The organism is Streptomyces sp. NPDC051909, assembly GCF_040681095.1.
GTDB lineage: Bacteria > Actinomycetota > Actinomycetes > Streptomycetales > Streptomycetaceae > Streptomyces.
On sequence record NZ_JBFAYA010000006.1, the window covers coordinates 359,288 to 374,085 of the forward strand.

At 71.7% G+C, this 14,798-nt stretch carries 13 protein-coding genes and 2 tRNA genes; 9 read left to right on the plus strand and 6 right to left on the minus strand.

All coding sequences use genetic code 11. From position 1 onward, the window contains the following. Positions 1 to 107: 107 nt before the first annotated feature. Complete coding sequence (locus tag AB0M18_RS12840; RefSeq protein ID WP_365756946.1) at positions 108 to 998, plus strand: hypothetical protein; 891 nt, start codon at positions 108 to 110, stop codon at positions 996 to 998. An 80-nt stretch (positions 999 to 1,078) separates the two neighbouring features. On the opposite strand, the gene AB0M18_RS12845 is transcribed toward AB0M18_RS12840, so the two are convergent. Together AB0M18_RS12845 and AB0M18_RS12850 are read right to left on the minus strand one after the other, a co-directional pair. After that, positions 1,079 to 2,527 carry an amino acid permease gene (locus AB0M18_RS12845; RefSeq protein WP_365756948.1) on the minus strand — a complete coding sequence of 483 codons (1,449 nt, stop codon included), beginning with the start codon at positions 2,525 to 2,527 and terminating at the stop codon, positions 1,079 to 1,081. Between the two features lie 123 nt (positions 2,528 to 2,650). After that, positions 2,651 to 4,153, minus strand: coding sequence for an amino acid permease (locus tag AB0M18_RS12850; protein WP_365756950.1), 1,503 nt, complete (start codon positions 4,151 to 4,153; stop codon positions 2,651 to 2,653). Between the two features lie 255 nt (positions 4,154 to 4,408). Between AB0M18_RS12850 and AB0M18_RS12855 the strand changes: the two genes are divergently transcribed. Further along, on the plus strand, positions 4,409 to 5,005 hold the full coding sequence (locus tag AB0M18_RS12855) for a biotin transporter BioY (RefSeq protein ID WP_365756952.1): 597 nt from the start codon (positions 4,409 to 4,411) through the stop codon (positions 5,003 to 5,005). Positions 5,006 to 5,036: 31 nt separating this feature from the next. Here AB0M18_RS12855 and AB0M18_RS12860 read toward each other — a convergent pair whose 3' ends face one another. Together AB0M18_RS12860 and AB0M18_RS12865 are read right to left on the minus strand one after the other, a co-directional pair. Continuing rightward, the gene (locus tag AB0M18_RS12860) at positions 5,037 to 6,302 is read right to left on the minus strand and encodes an FAD-binding oxidoreductase (protein WP_365756954.1); all 1,266 of its coding nucleotides are present in this window, start codon (positions 6,300 to 6,302) and stop codon (positions 5,037 to 5,039) included. Between the two features lie 131 nt (positions 6,303 to 6,433). Continuing rightward, positions 6,434 to 7,894 carry an amino acid permease gene (locus AB0M18_RS12865; RefSeq protein WP_365756956.1) on the minus strand — a complete coding sequence of 487 codons (1,461 nt, stop codon included), beginning with the start codon at positions 7,892 to 7,894 and terminating at the stop codon, positions 6,434 to 6,436. A gap of 217 nt (positions 7,895 to 8,111) precedes the next feature. Here AB0M18_RS12865 and AB0M18_RS12870 point away from each other — a divergent pair, with 217 nt between their 5' ends. Both AB0M18_RS12870 and AB0M18_RS12875 read left to right on the plus strand, forming a co-directional pair. Further along, positions 8,112 to 8,606 carry a ribose-5-phosphate isomerase gene (locus AB0M18_RS12870; RefSeq protein WP_365756958.1) on the plus strand — a complete coding sequence of 165 codons (495 nt, stop codon included), beginning with the start codon at positions 8,112 to 8,114 and terminating at the stop codon, positions 8,604 to 8,606. Then, positions 8,606 to 9,424, plus strand: coding sequence for a DNA-formamidopyrimidine glycosylase family protein (locus AB0M18_RS12875; protein ID WP_365756960.1), 819 nt, complete (start codon positions 8,606 to 8,608; stop codon positions 9,422 to 9,424). Before AB0M18_RS12870 ends, AB0M18_RS12875 begins: the two co-directional genes overlap by 1 nt. 4 nt (positions 9,425 to 9,428) lie before the next feature. On the opposite strand, the gene AB0M18_RS12880 is transcribed toward AB0M18_RS12875, so the two are convergent. Continuing rightward, a complete protein-coding gene (locus tag AB0M18_RS12880; RefSeq protein ID WP_365756962.1) occupies positions 9,429 to 10,658 on the minus strand; it encodes a GNAT family N-acetyltransferase in 1,230 nt (409 codons plus the stop codon). A gap of 107 nt (positions 10,659 to 10,765) precedes the next feature. Here AB0M18_RS12880 and AB0M18_RS12885 point away from each other — a divergent pair, with 107 nt between their 5' ends. From AB0M18_RS12885 to AB0M18_RS12895, 3 genes are all read left to right on the plus strand, one after another. Beyond that, a complete protein-coding gene (locus tag AB0M18_RS12885; protein ID WP_365756964.1) occupies positions 10,766 to 11,911 on the plus strand; it encodes a PP2C family protein-serine/threonine phosphatase in 1,146 nt (381 codons plus the stop codon). A gap of 39 nt (positions 11,912 to 11,950) precedes the next feature. Next, positions 11,951 to 12,436: an HD domain-containing protein gene (locus AB0M18_RS12890; protein ID WP_365756966.1), complete on the plus strand. Its 486-nt coding sequence runs from the start codon at positions 11,951 to 11,953 to the stop codon at positions 12,434 to 12,436. A 172-nt stretch (positions 12,437 to 12,608) separates the two neighbouring features. Next, the gene (locus AB0M18_RS12895) at positions 12,609 to 12,803 is read left to right on the plus strand and encodes a hypothetical protein (protein ID WP_365756968.1); all 195 of its coding nucleotides are present in this window, start codon (positions 12,609 to 12,611) and stop codon (positions 12,801 to 12,803) included. An 86-nt stretch (positions 12,804 to 12,889) separates the two neighbouring features. On the opposite strand, the gene AB0M18_RS12900 is transcribed toward AB0M18_RS12895, so the two are convergent. Then, a tRNA-Gly gene (locus AB0M18_RS12900) sits at positions 12,890 to 12,963 on the minus strand. A 129-nt stretch (positions 12,964 to 13,092) separates the two neighbouring features. Between AB0M18_RS12900 and AB0M18_RS12905 the strand changes: the two genes are divergently transcribed. Both AB0M18_RS12905 and tig read left to right on the plus strand, forming a co-directional pair. Continuing rightward, positions 13,093 to 13,169: transfer RNA gene (locus tag AB0M18_RS12905), tRNA-Pro, on the plus strand. Positions 13,170 to 13,333: 164 nt separating this feature from the next. Further along, on the plus strand, positions 13,334 to 14,798 hold a 1,465-nt coding region (tig, locus tag AB0M18_RS12910), incomplete at its 3' end, for a trigger factor (RefSeq protein ID WP_365756970.1).

Sequence of the window (14,798 nt, forward strand, 5' to 3'; positions counted from 1 at the left end):
CAGCCCTTCGGCCTGGGCCTGCCGCGCCGTCGACTGCTTCCGCGCGCTCCGCCGACCGGAGTACTCCGCCCTGTTCCGGCCCGTTCAAGATCCATAACGTGCGGGGTATGAAGCTCACCCTGGGATGCGCCGCCGCCGGTGCCCTCGTCGCCCTGCTCGCCACCACCGCCCAGGCCGCCGACCCCTGGCGGCAGGTCGGCACCGACGCCCGGACCGGCGTCAGCGGCCTGGCCGACGAGGGGGCCGGCACCGCCCTCGTCGTCCACGACAACAAGCGCTCCGGGCAGCCGCGGCTCTCCCGGCTCTCGTACGGGACGGAGCCCGTCACCGTCACCCCGCTGGCCTGGGAGGGGGCCGAGCCCGTCGACCTGGAGGCGATCGAGGCGATCCCCGGGACGCCGGGGGAGTACCTGGCCGTCGCCGCCCGCGGCATCGTCTACCGCGTCAGGATCACCGGCACCACGGCGAAGGTCGTCGAGTACACGCCCCTGCCGGCGATCGGTGCGGGCGACGACTACGAGAGCTTCGCGCTCGTCGCCCGGGACGGGAGGTTCGCCGCCCTGTGGGCGGACCGCGGCGAGGGCGCCGACCGGCCCGCGACCCTGTACGCCGCCCCGCTGACCTTCGCCGCGTGGGGCGAGCCGAAGTTCGGCGCCGTGACCCGGCGCGCGTACACCTCCCCGTATCCGCGGAGCGACGGCACCCGGCACATCTCCGACCTCACGGTGACCGACTCCGGCCGGATCCTGGCCGGTTCGGCGTCGGACGCCGGCGACGACGGGCCCTTCGACTCGGCCGTCAGCGCCATCGGCCAGGTGAGCCTGTCGGCCACCGGCCGCGTCCGGGTCGCCCTCGCCCCCACGCCCACCGTGCTCGGCACCTTCCCCGGCTACAAGGTCGAGGCGGTGGAGTGCCTGCCCGGCACCGGCGACGCGCTGCTCGGCACCGACGACGAGAACCACGGCGGACACGTGCGCACGGCCCCGTACTGCGCGTAGGCCGCTTCCGTGGAAAACGTGCGGTGCCCCCGCCGAGCCTGTGCTCGGCGGGGGCACCGCACATCCGGATACGGGATCCGTCAGGCCTCTTCGGCCGCGGGCGTCGGCGCACCCGCACCCGCACCGGCCCGAGCGGCCTGCTGCTGCCGCACCACGCCGATCACGGCGAGGATCACCGTCATCGCGCCCGTCGCGTACAGCTGCACGCGGGTGTCCTCCTCACGGGCCATCAGGAAGAAGATGACCGCCATGCCGGCCAGGGCGACATAGGTCAGGCCCGGGTAGAGCCACATCCGCACGACCAGCTTCTCGGGCGCCTCGCGCTCCAGGCGGCGGCGCAGCACCAGCTGCGAGGCCGCGATGAAGATCCAGACGACCAGGATCACGCCGCCGATCATGTTGAGCAGCCACGGGAAGATCGTTTCGGGGGACCAGTAGTTCAGGCCCACGCAGACGAAGCCGAAGAAGCAGGAGGCGAGCACGGCCGGGCGCGGCACGCCGCCGGAGACCTTGCCGAGCAGCTTCGGTCCGAGGCCGCGGCCGACCAGGGAGAAGGCGATGCGCGAGGAGCCGTAGATGTTGGCGTTCATCGCGGAGAGCAGGGCGACCAGGACCACGACGTTCATGATCTGACCGGCACCCGGGATGCCCAGGTGGTCGAGGGCGGCGACGTACGGGCCCTTCTCGGTGATCGCCTTGTCGTCCCACGGGATGAGGGTGACGACCACGGCCATCGAGCCGATGTAGAAGAGCGAGATGCGCCACATCGCGGTGCGCACGGCCTTGGCGACGCCCTGGACGGGGTTGTCGGACTCGGCGGCGGCGATGGTGACGGTCTCCATGCCTCCGTACGAGAACACCGAGGCGAGCAGGCCGATGACCAGGCCCTCGCTGCCGTTGGGGAAGAGACCGCCCTGGCCGAAGAGGTTGCCGGCGCCGGGGGAGTCGGTGCCGGGCAGCACACCCAGGACGGCGAGCACGCCGAGGCCCAGGAAGAGGGTGATCGCGCCGACCTTCAGGGCGGCGAACCAGAACTCGAACTCGCCGAAGTTCTTCACGGCCGCCAGGTTGGTGCCGCAGAACACCAGCATGAAGAGCGCGACCCAGGCCCACTCCGGCGTGCCGGGCAGCCAGCCGGTGACGATCTTCGCCGCGCCGATGCCCTCAAGGCCGACGGCGACGCTGAGCAGCACCCAGAACGCCCAGCCGGAGGCGAAGCCGGCCCACGAGCCGAAGGCCCGCTCGGCGTGCGAGGAGAAGGAGCCGGAGGACGGATACGCGGCCGACATCTCGCCCAGCATGCGCATCACGAGCATGACGAGCAGACCGGAGAGCGTGTACGCGAGGACGATGGACGGTCCGGCGGCGGCGATGCCGGCGCCGGAGCCGACGAACAGGCCGGCGCCGATGACGCCGCCGAGGGCGATCATCGACAGATGGCGCTGCTTGAGGCCATGGGTCAGGCCATCGGTGGGGGCGGTCGCGCCGTCCTTGCGGTCGGCCGGCGCGGGCGCGGTGGTCCGAGACATGGGCGAACCCTGTTCACTAGCTGAGACGGGGAGGGTGGCCCACAGTCTGTGGGGCCGCACCGCTCACAGGGAACCGATGTCCGCTATACGGGCACGAGCTTCACACAAGGTGAAGATTCCGTTTCATTCGGTGGAGGCGGTGCGGGGCTCGGAGGCGGTGCGGGGCTCGGAGGCGGCGCGGGGCCCGGAGGGCGTACCGGTCTCTGACGGTATACGGGGCCCGGAGGGCGTACGGAGCTCCCGCAGCCACGCCACCACCAGGACCGCCGCCGTCGCCCCCGCCGACCACAGCACCTGCGGCCGCGCCCCGTCGTCGAGCAGCATCAGGACCAGCACCGCGCCCATCGCCGCGAGCGCCAGCCAGGTCAGCCACGGGAAGCCCCACATCCGCAGGGTCAGCGTCTCCGGCGCCTCCCGCTCGATCCGGCGCCGCAGCCGCAGCTGGGACACCGCGATCAGCGCCCACACGAACAGCAGCACCGCGCCGACCGCGTTGAGCATGTAGAGGAAGACGGAATCCGGCCACTTCAGATTCAGCAGCACCGAGACGAAGCCGAAGGCCACCGAGGCGAGCACCGCCCGCACCGGCACCCCGCCGCCGGTGACCCGCAGCAGGCCCTTCGGCGCCTCCCCGCGCTCCGCCAGCGAGAACACCATCCGGGACGAGCCGTAGAGGTTGGCGTTCAGCGCCGAGAGCAGCGCCACGAACACCACCACGTTCATGATCTGACCGGCCGCCGGCACCCCGAGCGAGTCGAGCACCGCCACGTACGGCGACTCGCCCGGCTCGATCGCCGTCCACGGCAGCAGGGTCACGATCACCAGCATCGAGCCCACGTAGAAGAAGAGGATCCGCCACACCGCGCTGCGCACCGCCCGCGCCACGTTGCGCGCCGGGTCGTCCGACTCGGCCGCCGCGATCGTCACGACCTCCAGACCGCCGAAGGCGAAGACGACGGCGAGGACTCCGGAGATCACGCCCGACCAGCCGTGGGGCAGGAAGCCGCCCTGGCCGGTCAGGTTCGCGAGCCCCACGGGATCGCCGGAAGAGATCGACGCCGTGGGCAGCCATCCCCCGATCGCCAGGGCCCCGAGCACCAGGAAGAGGACGATCGCGCCGACCTTCAGGGCGGCGAACCAGAACTCGAACTCGCCGAAGTTCTTCACCGCCGCCAGATTGGCCGCCGTGAACACCAGCATGAAGACCAGGACCCAGCCCCACTGCGGGACCCCGGGCACCCAGCCGTGCGCGATCCGGGCCGCGCCCGTCGCCTCCACCGCGAGCACCACGACGAGCAGGAACCAGTACAGCCAGCCCACCGAGAAGCCCGCCCAGCGCCCGAGCGCCCGCTCCGCGTGCACCGAGAACGCGCCCGAGGCCGGCATCGCCGCCGACATCTCGCCCAGCATCCGCATGACCAGCATCGCCAGCGCGCCCGCGAGCAGATACGAGACGACGATTCCGGGACCCGCCACCGCGATCCCCGCGCCCGAGCCGACGAAGAGCCCGGCGCCGATCACCCCGCCCAGGCCCAGCATCGTCAGATGACGCTGCTTCAGCCCGTGCGAGAGCGGCTCCGGTTCGGGGGTCGGGGAGGACTGCCGGGCGGGTGGTGCGTCGTGCATGTGGGGGGCTCGCGCTCTTCGGTTGTTTATGGGGACTCCACAGTCTCTCCGTTGAGCGGGCGCCGACGCAAAAGGGATCTCCTGGCAGGTCTTTCCTCGTGACGAGCATCACGTGGCGCGCGGGCGTGAACGGCCGACTTGTTCGATCTCCACGAAGAGCGCGCCCCGGGCTTTGTGGGCGGCTGACCGTGATCGAGCGTTCACTCCTGGCATACGGTCGAGCCTGCCCCTGTCCCCTCGCCCCGCGGAGTACCGATGAGCACCGCCGCCGCCCCCGTCTCCTCCCTCCGTTCCGGTACGGTCCTCGCCGACCTGATCCCGGCAAGCCGCGCCCGCGACCTCGCGCTCGTCGTCGGCGGCGCCGCGCTCACCGGCCTGGCCGCGCAGCTGACCGTGCCCGTCCCGGGCTCCCCGGTCCCGGTCTCCGGCCAGACCTTCGCCGCCCTGCTCGTCGGCACCGCGCTCGGCGCCCGCCGCGGCTTCCTCTCGCTCGCGCTGTACGCCGTCGCCGGCATGGCGGGCGTGCCGTGGTTCGCCGAGGCGTCCTCCGGCTGGGCCATGCCGTCCTTCGGCTACATCCTCGGCATGCTGCTCGCCGCCACCGTCGTCGGCGGCCTCGCCCGCCGCGGCGCCGACCGTTCGGTGCTCCGCACGGCGGGCGCGATGGTCCTCGGCTCCGCGATCATCTACGCGGTCGGCGTGCCCTACCTGGCCCTCGCCACCGGCATGTCCTTCGGGCAGGCCGTCGCGGCCGGCCTGACCCCCTTCCTCATCGGCGACGCCCTGAAGGCGGCCCTCGCCATGGGCCTGCTGCCCGCCTCCTGGAAGCTGGTCGGCGGCCGTCAGGGCTGACCCCCTCCTCTCACCCGAGGAGGTTCGTCTCTCACCCGAAGAGGTTCGCCGGATCGAGCTCCGACTCGACCGCGGCGAGCCTCTTCGCCGTCTCCGGGTCGTAGAGCCCCTCCGTGCGCCCCCGGTCGCCGAACACGAAGTTCACCGCGCGGCCCAGGGTCCGCGGCGCGAGCGCCTCCTCCACGCGCGCGTGCAGCTCCCGTACGGGCGCCGTCCCCGCCTCGTCCAGCGGATACAGCGCGCGCACCAGCCAGCCCGCCTTGCGGTACGGCACCGAGGCCGGCCCCTCCTCGGCGAGCGCCCCGCCCAGGTGGTTGAGCTGCACCACCGCCATCCGCCCCGCCTCCGGCCCGGTCAGCCGCAGGACCTCGGCCAGGGCCCCGGTGTCCGCCGTGTCCAGCAGGATCCCGTCACCCCAGTAGGCGTGCGGGAAGTCCGGGTCGGCGTGGATCGTGGGGCTCTCGGTGTACGGCAGCTCCCGCAGCGAGTCCGCCAGCGCGGGCCCGAGCGCCCGCAGCGGTGCCACCAGGCGCTCGCCCTCGGCGGCGTCCCCGGAGTCTCCGGCGCCCCCGGTGAAGGCGACCCGCACCGAGAGCACGTACCGCCCGCGCAGATGCGGCGGCAGGGCCGGGAGGTCCGGGTAGACGAGCGCGGCGAGCGAGGAGGTCAGCGTCGCGGGCAGGCCCTCGGCCCAGCGCACGTACCCCCGCAGCAGCTCGGCCGGCTCCACCGCCGCCGCGTCGAAGGCGATCGAGCCGCCGTAGAGCCGTGCGACCGGCACCAGGTCCACGGTCACCTCGGTGACCACCCCGAACCGGTGCACCGCCCCGCCGCCGAGCAGCGCCCCGAACGCCGGGTCGCCCGGCACCAGGCGTCGTACGGCACCGTCCGCCGTGACCAGCTCGACCGTGCGCACCCGGTCGGCGGCCCAGCCGTGGGTCCGGCCCAGGATGCCGAGCCCGCCGCCGAGGAGATAGCCGACGACGCCGACGCCGGGCGAGGAGCCGTTCAGCGGTGCGAGGCCGTGCGGCGCGGCGGCCTCGACCACCTGGCCCCAGCGCGCCCCGGCACCGATCCGCGCGGTGCGGGCCACCGGGTCGACCTCGACCCGGTCCATGGCCCGGGTGTCGACGAGGACCCCGCCCTCGACGGGCCCGCCGAGCCCGTGCCCGGTGCTGGTGACGGTGACGCCGAGACCGTGCTCGGCGGCGTACCGCACGGCGGCGCGGACGTCCTCGGGGCCGGTGGCGGAGACGAGGCGGTCGGGCCGGACGGTGAAGGCGGTCTGGAAAAACACGGAAGCTCTCCGTTCCCGAGGTGAGGGGGGCGCGGAGAGCTTCCGCCCCATACCTGACAGCTCCCGTCAGGTATGGATTCGGCAATCAGCAATCAGCAATCAGCAATCAGCAATCAGCCGACTCAGCCGACTCAGACGGTGTCGACGAGCTCCGTCTGCTCCTTGGACTTCTGGACGCGGTCCTTGACCAGGCCGATCGCGAGCACGAGCGCCGCCACGAGCAGCGAGAGCACGACCTGCTCCCGGTTGCTGCCGCCGTCGTAGACCATGTAGCCGAGGACGAAGACGATCATCGCGGCGGTGGCCCAGGTCAGGTACGGGAAGAGCCACATCTTCACGACGAGCTTCTCCGGCGACTCACGCAGGATGATCTTCCGCATGCGCAGCTGGGTGAGGCAGATGACCAGCCAGACGAACAGCGCCACCGCGCCGGACGAGTTCAGCAGGAAGGCGAAGACGTCGTCCGGGCGCCAGTAGTTGAAGAAGACCGCGACGAAGCCGAAGACCACCGAGGCGAGGATCGCCGTCACCGGGACGCCGCGCGCGTTGGTGCGGGCGAAGGCCTTCGGCGCGTCACCGCGCTGGCCGAGCGAGAAGGCCATGCGGGAGGCGGTGTAGAGGCCCGAGTTCAGGCAGGAGAGCACGGCCGTCAGGACGATCACGTTCATGATCTGGCCGGCGCCGGGGATGCCGATGGAGTCGAGGGCGGCGACGTACGAGCCCTTCTCGACGATCGACTTGTCGTTCCAGGGCAGCAGGGTGAGGACGATGAAGATCGAGCCCAGGTAGAAGACGCCGATCCGCCAGATCACGCTGTTGGTGGCCTTGGTGACGGCACGCTGCGGGTCCTCCGACTCGCCGGCGGCGAGGGTGACGATCTCGGAGCCCATGAAGGAGAAGACGACCATCAGCACACCGGTGAGGATCGCGCCCGCGCCCATCGGGAAGAACCCGCCGGCATCGGTGAGGTGCGCGAATCCGGCGCCCGGGTTGTCCGAGCCGGGCAGCACGCCGAAGACGGCGAGCATGCCGATGACCACGAAGGCGCCGATGGCGACGACCTTGATGCCGGCGAACCAGAACTCGAACTCGCCGTACGAGGCGACGGAGCCGAGGTTGGTCGCGGTGAGCACCACCATCACGATGAGCGCCCAGGCCCACTGCGGGACGGCCGGGATCCAGCTCTCCAGGATCACGGCGCCGGCGGTCGCCTCGACGGCGAGCACGACCACCCAGAAGAACCAGTACAGCCAGCCGATGGTGAAACCGGCCCAGCGGCCGAGCGCCTGGTCTGCGTAGGCGGAGAAGGAGCCGGAGGAGGGGCGGGCGGCCGCCATCTCGCCGAGCATCCGCATCACGAAGACGACCATCGCGCCGACGAGCGCGTAGGAGAGGAGGATGGCGGGACCGGCGGCGGCGATGCCGGAGCCGGAGCCGACGAAGAGACCGGCGCCGATGACACCGCCGATGGCGATCATCGACAGGTGGCGGTTCTTCAGCCCGGCCTTCAGGCCGTTGGCGTCGGTGGGCTGGGTTTCACCGGGGTTTCCGGTGGTTCCGCCTTCCTTCGCCAGGGTCGGCTGCGTGTTCATGAACGCTTCCTTCGGTGTGGGGGCGTGCTCGGGTCGCGAGCTGGAGACATGAAACAGGGCGACCCGTGAGTACGGAAGAGATGACTCCGGATCGTGATTCAGGACATATTCGAGACATAAGGTCCGGACCAGGCGGGACCGAAGTCCTTCCGAGGACCGGCCGGAGGTCCCGACCCCGCTGACCGCTACCCGCTCACGGCCGTGCCACACTCGGAACATGCGCGTCTACCTCGGCTCCGATCACGCCGGCTACGAACTCAAGAACCACCTCGTCGAATGGCTGAAGGCCCACGGCCACGAGCCCGTCGACTGCGGCCCCCACATCTACGACGCCCAGGACGACTACCCGCCGTTCTGCCTGCGCGCCGCGGAGAAGACCGCCGCCGACGCGGGCAGCCTCGGCATCGTGATCGGCGGCTCCGGCAACGGCGAACAGATCGCCGCCAACAAGGTCAAGGGCGTCCGTGCCGCCCTCGCCTGGAGCGAGCAGACCGCCGCGCTCGGCCGCGAGCACAACAACGCCAACGTGGTCGCCGTCGGCGCCCGGATGCACTCCGAGGAAGAGGCGACCAAGTTCGTCGAGATCTTCCTGAACACCCCGTACTCCGGTGACGAGCGTCACACCCGACGCATCGACATGCTGTCGACGTATGAGACCACCGGCGAGCTCCCGGCCATCCCGGCCCACCACCCGCAGGAGCCCACCGCCTGATGCCCGAAGGGCACACCATCCACCGGCTGGCCGCCGACTACCGGGAACGGTTCGGCGGCCGGTCCGTGCGCGTCTCCAGCCCGCAGGGCAAGTTCGCCGACTCGGCGGCCCTGCTCGACGGCACCGTCCTGGAGCGCACCGAGGCGCACGGCAAGCACCTCTTCCTCGGCTTCGGCGGCTTCCCGGGCGGCGAGTGGGTCCACATCCACCTCGGCCTCTTCGGCAAGGTCGGCTTCGGCGACGCCCCGGCCCCGCCGCCCACGGACACCGTCCGGCTGCGGCTCGCCGACCCCGAGGCGTACGTCGACCTGCGCGGCCCCACCACCTGCGCGCTCATCACCGACGCCGAGAAGCGGGCGATACACGAGCGCCTCGGCCCCGACCCGCTGCGCGCGGACGCCGATCCCGGCCGCGCCTGGAAGCGCGTCTCCCGCTCCCGTACCACGATCGCGGCCCTGCTCATGGACCAGAAGATCGTGGCGGGCGTCGGCAACGTCTACCGCGCCGAGGTCCTCTTCCGGCACGGCATCGACCCGTACCGCGCGGGCAAGGACCTGACCGCGGGGGAGTGGGACGCGATCTGGGCCGACCTGGCGATGCTGATGCGCGAGGGCGTCCGCCTGAACCGCATCGACACGGTCCGCCCCGAACACACCCCCGAAGCCATGGGCCGTCCGCCCCGCGTCGACGACCACGGCGGCGAGGTCTACGTCTATCGCCGCGCCCACCAGCCCTGCCACATCTGCGGCACGCAGATCCGCACGGCGGAACTGGCGGCGCGCAACCTGTTCTGGTGCCCGGGGTGCCAGAAGGCCTGAGCGCCTAGAACCCGTGCGGCAGCCACGGCGCCACGGGCGACCCGAAGGCCACGGAAGCCGCCAGGAGGGCGCCCTCCCGCAGCTCCCGCACGCGCCCCGCCCCCGCCAGCGACACCAGCGACACGCCCCCCAGATACGCCGACCCCAACTCCCGTACGGACAGCGCCAGATCCGGCGCCTCGTCCGTACGGACGCACTCCGCCCCCGCCGGACCGCCCGTCAGCCGCCAACGCCCCTCGTTCCAGGGGCAGAACGCGTCCGCGACCTCGAACACCACGTCCACCGGCGTCTGGTACGTACGCGCCGCCAGCGCCGCGCCCACGTCCACGAGCCGCACGAAGAGGATCTCCCGGAGGGTCGGTTCGCAGCGCCGGATGTCCGACACCAGGTGCTGCCAGGCGTCGTCCACCGGCCGGCTGTGCACCTTCACCCGTGCGGTCAGGTCCACCGAGCACAGGAAGCGCCACAACGCCGCCTCCGCCACCGGGTCGAGCCCGTACAGCTGGTGCACCGACACGGAGCCGTCGGCGCCCGCGAAGGACCAGTCCGGCTTGATCGCGTAGTGCGCGTAGCCGACGACCTCCCCGTCCCGCTCCGCGAGCACGCACAGGCGCGGCGAGGCGCCCTCCCGGTCGCCCGGGGGGTCGAGCAGGGCGAGGCGCTCCCAGCCGGGGCGGCGCTCCAGCATCCCGGGCCGGCCGGCGACCAGCCTCGCGTACACCGCCTCGGTCGCGTCGAGCGCCTCCGTCGGCGTCGTCACCCGCAGCGCGATCCCGTCCGTGCCCTCCGGCACCGTCAGCCGCACCCGTGTCGTGTCGATCGTCGTGTGGGCCGCGTACGTCGCCGCCCCGTAGCCGAAGCGGCCGTAGATCACCGGCTCCGAGGCGGTCAGGACCGCCAGCGGTTCGCCCCAGCTCCGTACGTCCGCCAGCTGGCGTCGCATCATCGAGGTGAGGATCCCGCGCCGCCGGTGCGTCCCGGCCACGCTCACCATCGTCACGCCTGCCGCCGGCACCGCCTTCCCGCCGGGCACCGACAGACGGAAGGAGAAGGCGCCCGCCGTGCCGACACACCGGTCTCCGTCCCAGGCGCCGAGGAACCGCTCGTGCTCCGTCAGATCCCGCCAGAGCTTGCGCTCCTCGTCCGCCTCCTGAACACCGCCGAACGCGAGTTCCAGTACCCCGTACCAGTTGTCCCACTCGGCGGGGTCGAGCACCCGCAGTTCGATCGTCATATGCCATCGATATCAGCGGCCCGTGCCCCGACGCGACCCGATTTCATGCAGCTTGTCACCTGGGTCCCCCTGCACGAGCTCCGAGCGGGTGGATAGGGTCCAGGCCCATGGGACGTCGCGGCGCAGTGGACTCGTACGCGGCCCGGATGCGCAGGCGCGCCCGCCGGGCCCGGGTCGCGCTGCGCCGCAGCGGGGTCGACTACTTCCGCGGCGACGGCTCCGACTGGATCGCACTCGCCGGACTCCTCCTCACCGTCCCCGCCATCGCCTTCGGCACCCTCGTGAACCCGGTGTGGTGCTCGCCCGTCGCGCTCGTCCTGCCGATCGTCGCCGGCGGGCTGCTGCTGCGGCCCGCCAGCCTCCTCGGCCTGTACGCGGCGTCGGCCGGCGCGCTCATCGTCGAGTCCGTCGTCCTCGGCCCCTACACCCAGGGCCCCGCCCGGGTCACCCCCGGCACCGTCCTCGTGGTCGCCGCCTGCGGACTCTTCGGCCTGCTCATCGCCCAGTTCCGGGCCCGCGTCGGCGTGCCCTGGCGGCGCGGCGGCACCATGCTCTTCGACCTGCGCGAACGCATCCGGGTACAGAGCGCGCTGCCCCGGCTGCCGGCCGGCTGGCACCGCGAGATGGCGCTCCGCCCGGCCGGCGGCCAGTCCTTCTCCGGCGACTTCGTCGTCGCCGCACGCACGAACGGCGGCCGCACCCTCGAAGTCGTCCTCACCGACGTCTCCGGCAAGGGCATGGACGCCGGCTCCCGCGCCCTGCTGCTCTCCGGCGCCTTCGGCGGGCTCCTCGGCTCGCTGCCCCCGCACGGCTTCCTGCCCGCCGCCAACGGCTATCTGCTGCGCCAGGACTGGGACGAGGGCTTCGCCACCTCCGTCCACCTCGTCCTCGACCTGGAGTCCGGCGACTACGAACTCCTCTCCGCCGGCCACCTGCCCGCGCTCCAACTGCACGCCGGCACCGGCCGCTGGGAGGAGAAGGCCGCCGACGGACCGCTGCTCGGCGTGTACGACGGCGCCGAGTTCCACCCCGTCAAGGGCACCCTGCGCCCCGGCGACGTCCTGATGCTCTTCACCGACGGCCTCGTCGAGAGCCCCGACCGCGACATCGCCGAGGGCATCGACCGCCTCACCGGCGAGGCCGACCGCCACGTCGCCGCCGGCTTCGAGGGCGCCGCCTGGCACCTCATCGAGGCCTGCGCGAAGGACGTCAACGACGACCGGGCGCTGCTGCTCATCAGCCGCCCGGCCTGACCCCGCCACCGGCTCGCCCCCGCCACTAGCCTGACCGCCATGACCGGCACCCCGTACTCCACCCCGCACCCCGCCCTGTACCTCACCCTCGCCGAGATCGAGGCCCTCGCCGTCGCCGCCCACGCCGGGCAGACCGACAAGGCGGGCCGCCCCTACGCGGAACACCTGCGGGCCGTCGCCGAGGGTGTGCGGGCCCGGGGCGGCAGCGAAGGGCAGATCGCGGCCGGCTGGCTGCACGACAGCGTCGAGGACGACGCCCTGTCCGAGGAGTGGCTGAGCGCCGCCGCGCTGCCGGCGGAGGTCAAGGACATGGTCCGCGCCCTCACCAAGCGCCCCGGTGAGCCCGTCGAGGACTACACCCGTCGCATTCTGGCCACCCCCGGTGCCCTCCTGGTCAAGGAGGCCGACCTCGCCCACAACGCCGACCCCGCCCGGCTCGCCGTCCTCGACCCGGCGACCAGGGACCGGCTCACCGCCAAGTACGCGCGCGTACGGGCGCTCTTGGGGCTCACGCGGCCCGCCTGACCGGGGAACGGCCGGAAGAGAAATACATCACGTCGGCCGGATCCGTGCATCAACGATTCGTCACCCGGCCGCAGCGGGCAGGAAGTTGGTGGCACGATAGGTGCGGCGGGGGTGTTCTGTGACGTGCGCTCCCGGGCGGGCAAGGCGGGACCGACCGAGGGTGTGATCAGTTGTGGCCATTTCGCTGTCTGTGGTGTTGCTGTTGGCGATCGTCCTCGTAGTGCTGATCCGCGGGGGCAGCCTCAAGGGCGGACCCGCGGTCGTCGCCATCCTCTTCGGCTTCTTCCTCGCCTCCACCGGCATGGCCGACGACATCCAGCGCTTCCTGGACTCGATAACGCAGACGATCGGCTCCATCAAGTTCTGATCGCGTCGCCTTTCAGGGCGCGAGCGCGCTTCGGCGCGCGTACGCCGAAGGCCCGCCGGACGATGTCCGGCGGGCCTTCGGTCATATGGAGCGGGCGACGGGAATCGAACCCGCGTAGCTAGTTTGGAAGACTAGGGCTCTACCATTGAGCTACGCCCGCACAGAGGGAGCCGCAGGCCAGGGCCGCGGCACGGACGCCATCGTAGCGGGTCCCGACGGGTCCCCGCACACCCCTTTGAAAGGGGGGCGTCGCACCGTCTCCGTCCATGTACCCTACGTGTCGCACCGACGGGGTGTGGCGCAGCTTGGTAGCGCGTCCGCTTTGGGAGCGGAAGGCCGTGGGTTCAAATCCCGCCACCCCGACCAGCCAGGAACACGTGACCAGCCAAGATCACGTTGTGGGCCGCCTACCGCTTGCGGTTACTATGCAAGCTGCGTGCCCGTGTGTCTCTCTGACCGGGCCGATCGGCCGGAACCGCCCCTGGCGGTGCCGCCGGAAACCAGGAATCAGCCATCAAGGAGACCTAACCGTGAAGAGCGCCGTGGAGACCCTGAACCCGACCCGGGTTCGGCTCACTGTCGAGGTGCCCTTCGAGGAGCTCAAGGACAGCCTCGACGCGGCGTACAAGAAGATCAACCAGCAGGTCACGGTCAAGGGCTTCCGCAAGGGCAAGATCCCCGCGCGCGTCATCGACCAGCGCTTCGGCCGCGGTGCGGTCCTGGAGGAGGCCGTCAACGACGCCCTCCCGAAGTTCTACACCGAGGCCGTGAACGAGGCCGAGGTCACCCCGCTGGGTCAGCCCGAGGTCGACATCACGGAGCTGAAGGACGGCGAGCTGCTGGCCTTCACCGCCGAGGTCGACGTCCGCCCGACCATCGAGATCCCGGACTACTCCGGCATCGAGGTCGAGGTCGACGCCATCGAGGTCACCGACGAGGACGTCGAGAAGTCCGTGGAGCAGCTGCGCGAGCGCTTCGCCTCCACGAACCCGGTCGAGCGCGCCGCCGCCGAGGGCGACGTCGTCACGATCGACCTGCAGGCCAAGGTCGACGGCGAGGTCCTGCCCGACGGCATCGCCGACGGTGTCTCGTACACCATCGGCTCCGGCGAGCTGCTCGACGGCATCGACGCCGCCGTCACCGGCCTGGAGGCCGGCGGCGAGGCCACCTTCACCTCCGAGCTGAAGGGCGGCTCGGCCGCGGGCAAGGAGGCCGAGGTCACCGTCAAGGTCACCGCCGTCGCCGCCCGCGAGCTCCCCGAGCTGGACGACGAGTTCGCGCAGATGGCGTCGGAGTTCGACACCCTCGACGAGCTCAAGGCCGACAGCCGCAAGCGCCTCGAGAACATGAAGCAGTTCGACCAGGCCACCCAGGCCCAGGAGCGCGTCCTGGAGAAGTTCCTGGAGATCGCGGAGATCCCCGTTCCCGAGAAGCTGCTCGAGGACGAGATCAACACCCGCAAGCACAACCTGGAGCACCACCAGCTCGGCCAGATGGGCCTGACCCTCGAGAAGTACCTGGAGTTCCAGGGCAAGACGGTCGAGGAGTTCGAGGCCGAGACCAAGGAGCAGGCGGTCAAGGGCATCAAGACCCAGTTCCTGCTCGACGAGCTGGTCTCCCAGGAGAAGCTGAACGTGGACCAGGAGGAGCTCACCGAGCACCTCATGCGCCGCGCCGCCTCCTCCGGCATGTCCCCCGACCAGTTCGCCCAGGCCGTCGTCCAGGGCGGCCAGGTGCCGATGCTGGTCGGAGAGGTCGCCCGCGGCAAGGCCCTCGCGGTCGTCGTCGAGGCCGCCAAGGTCGTCGACACCAACGGCGACGTGGTGGACCTGTCCGACGAGGACGAGGAGCAGGCCACCGAGACGGTCGAGGCCGTCACCGGCGAGGCCGAGGTCGCCGATCCAGCGGGTTGCCGACGATGCCGCGAACCTCCACCAGTCCGGCCGCGAGCCGCTTCACTTCCACGGTCTCGCAGCCCCACGCGTCGGCCAGCCA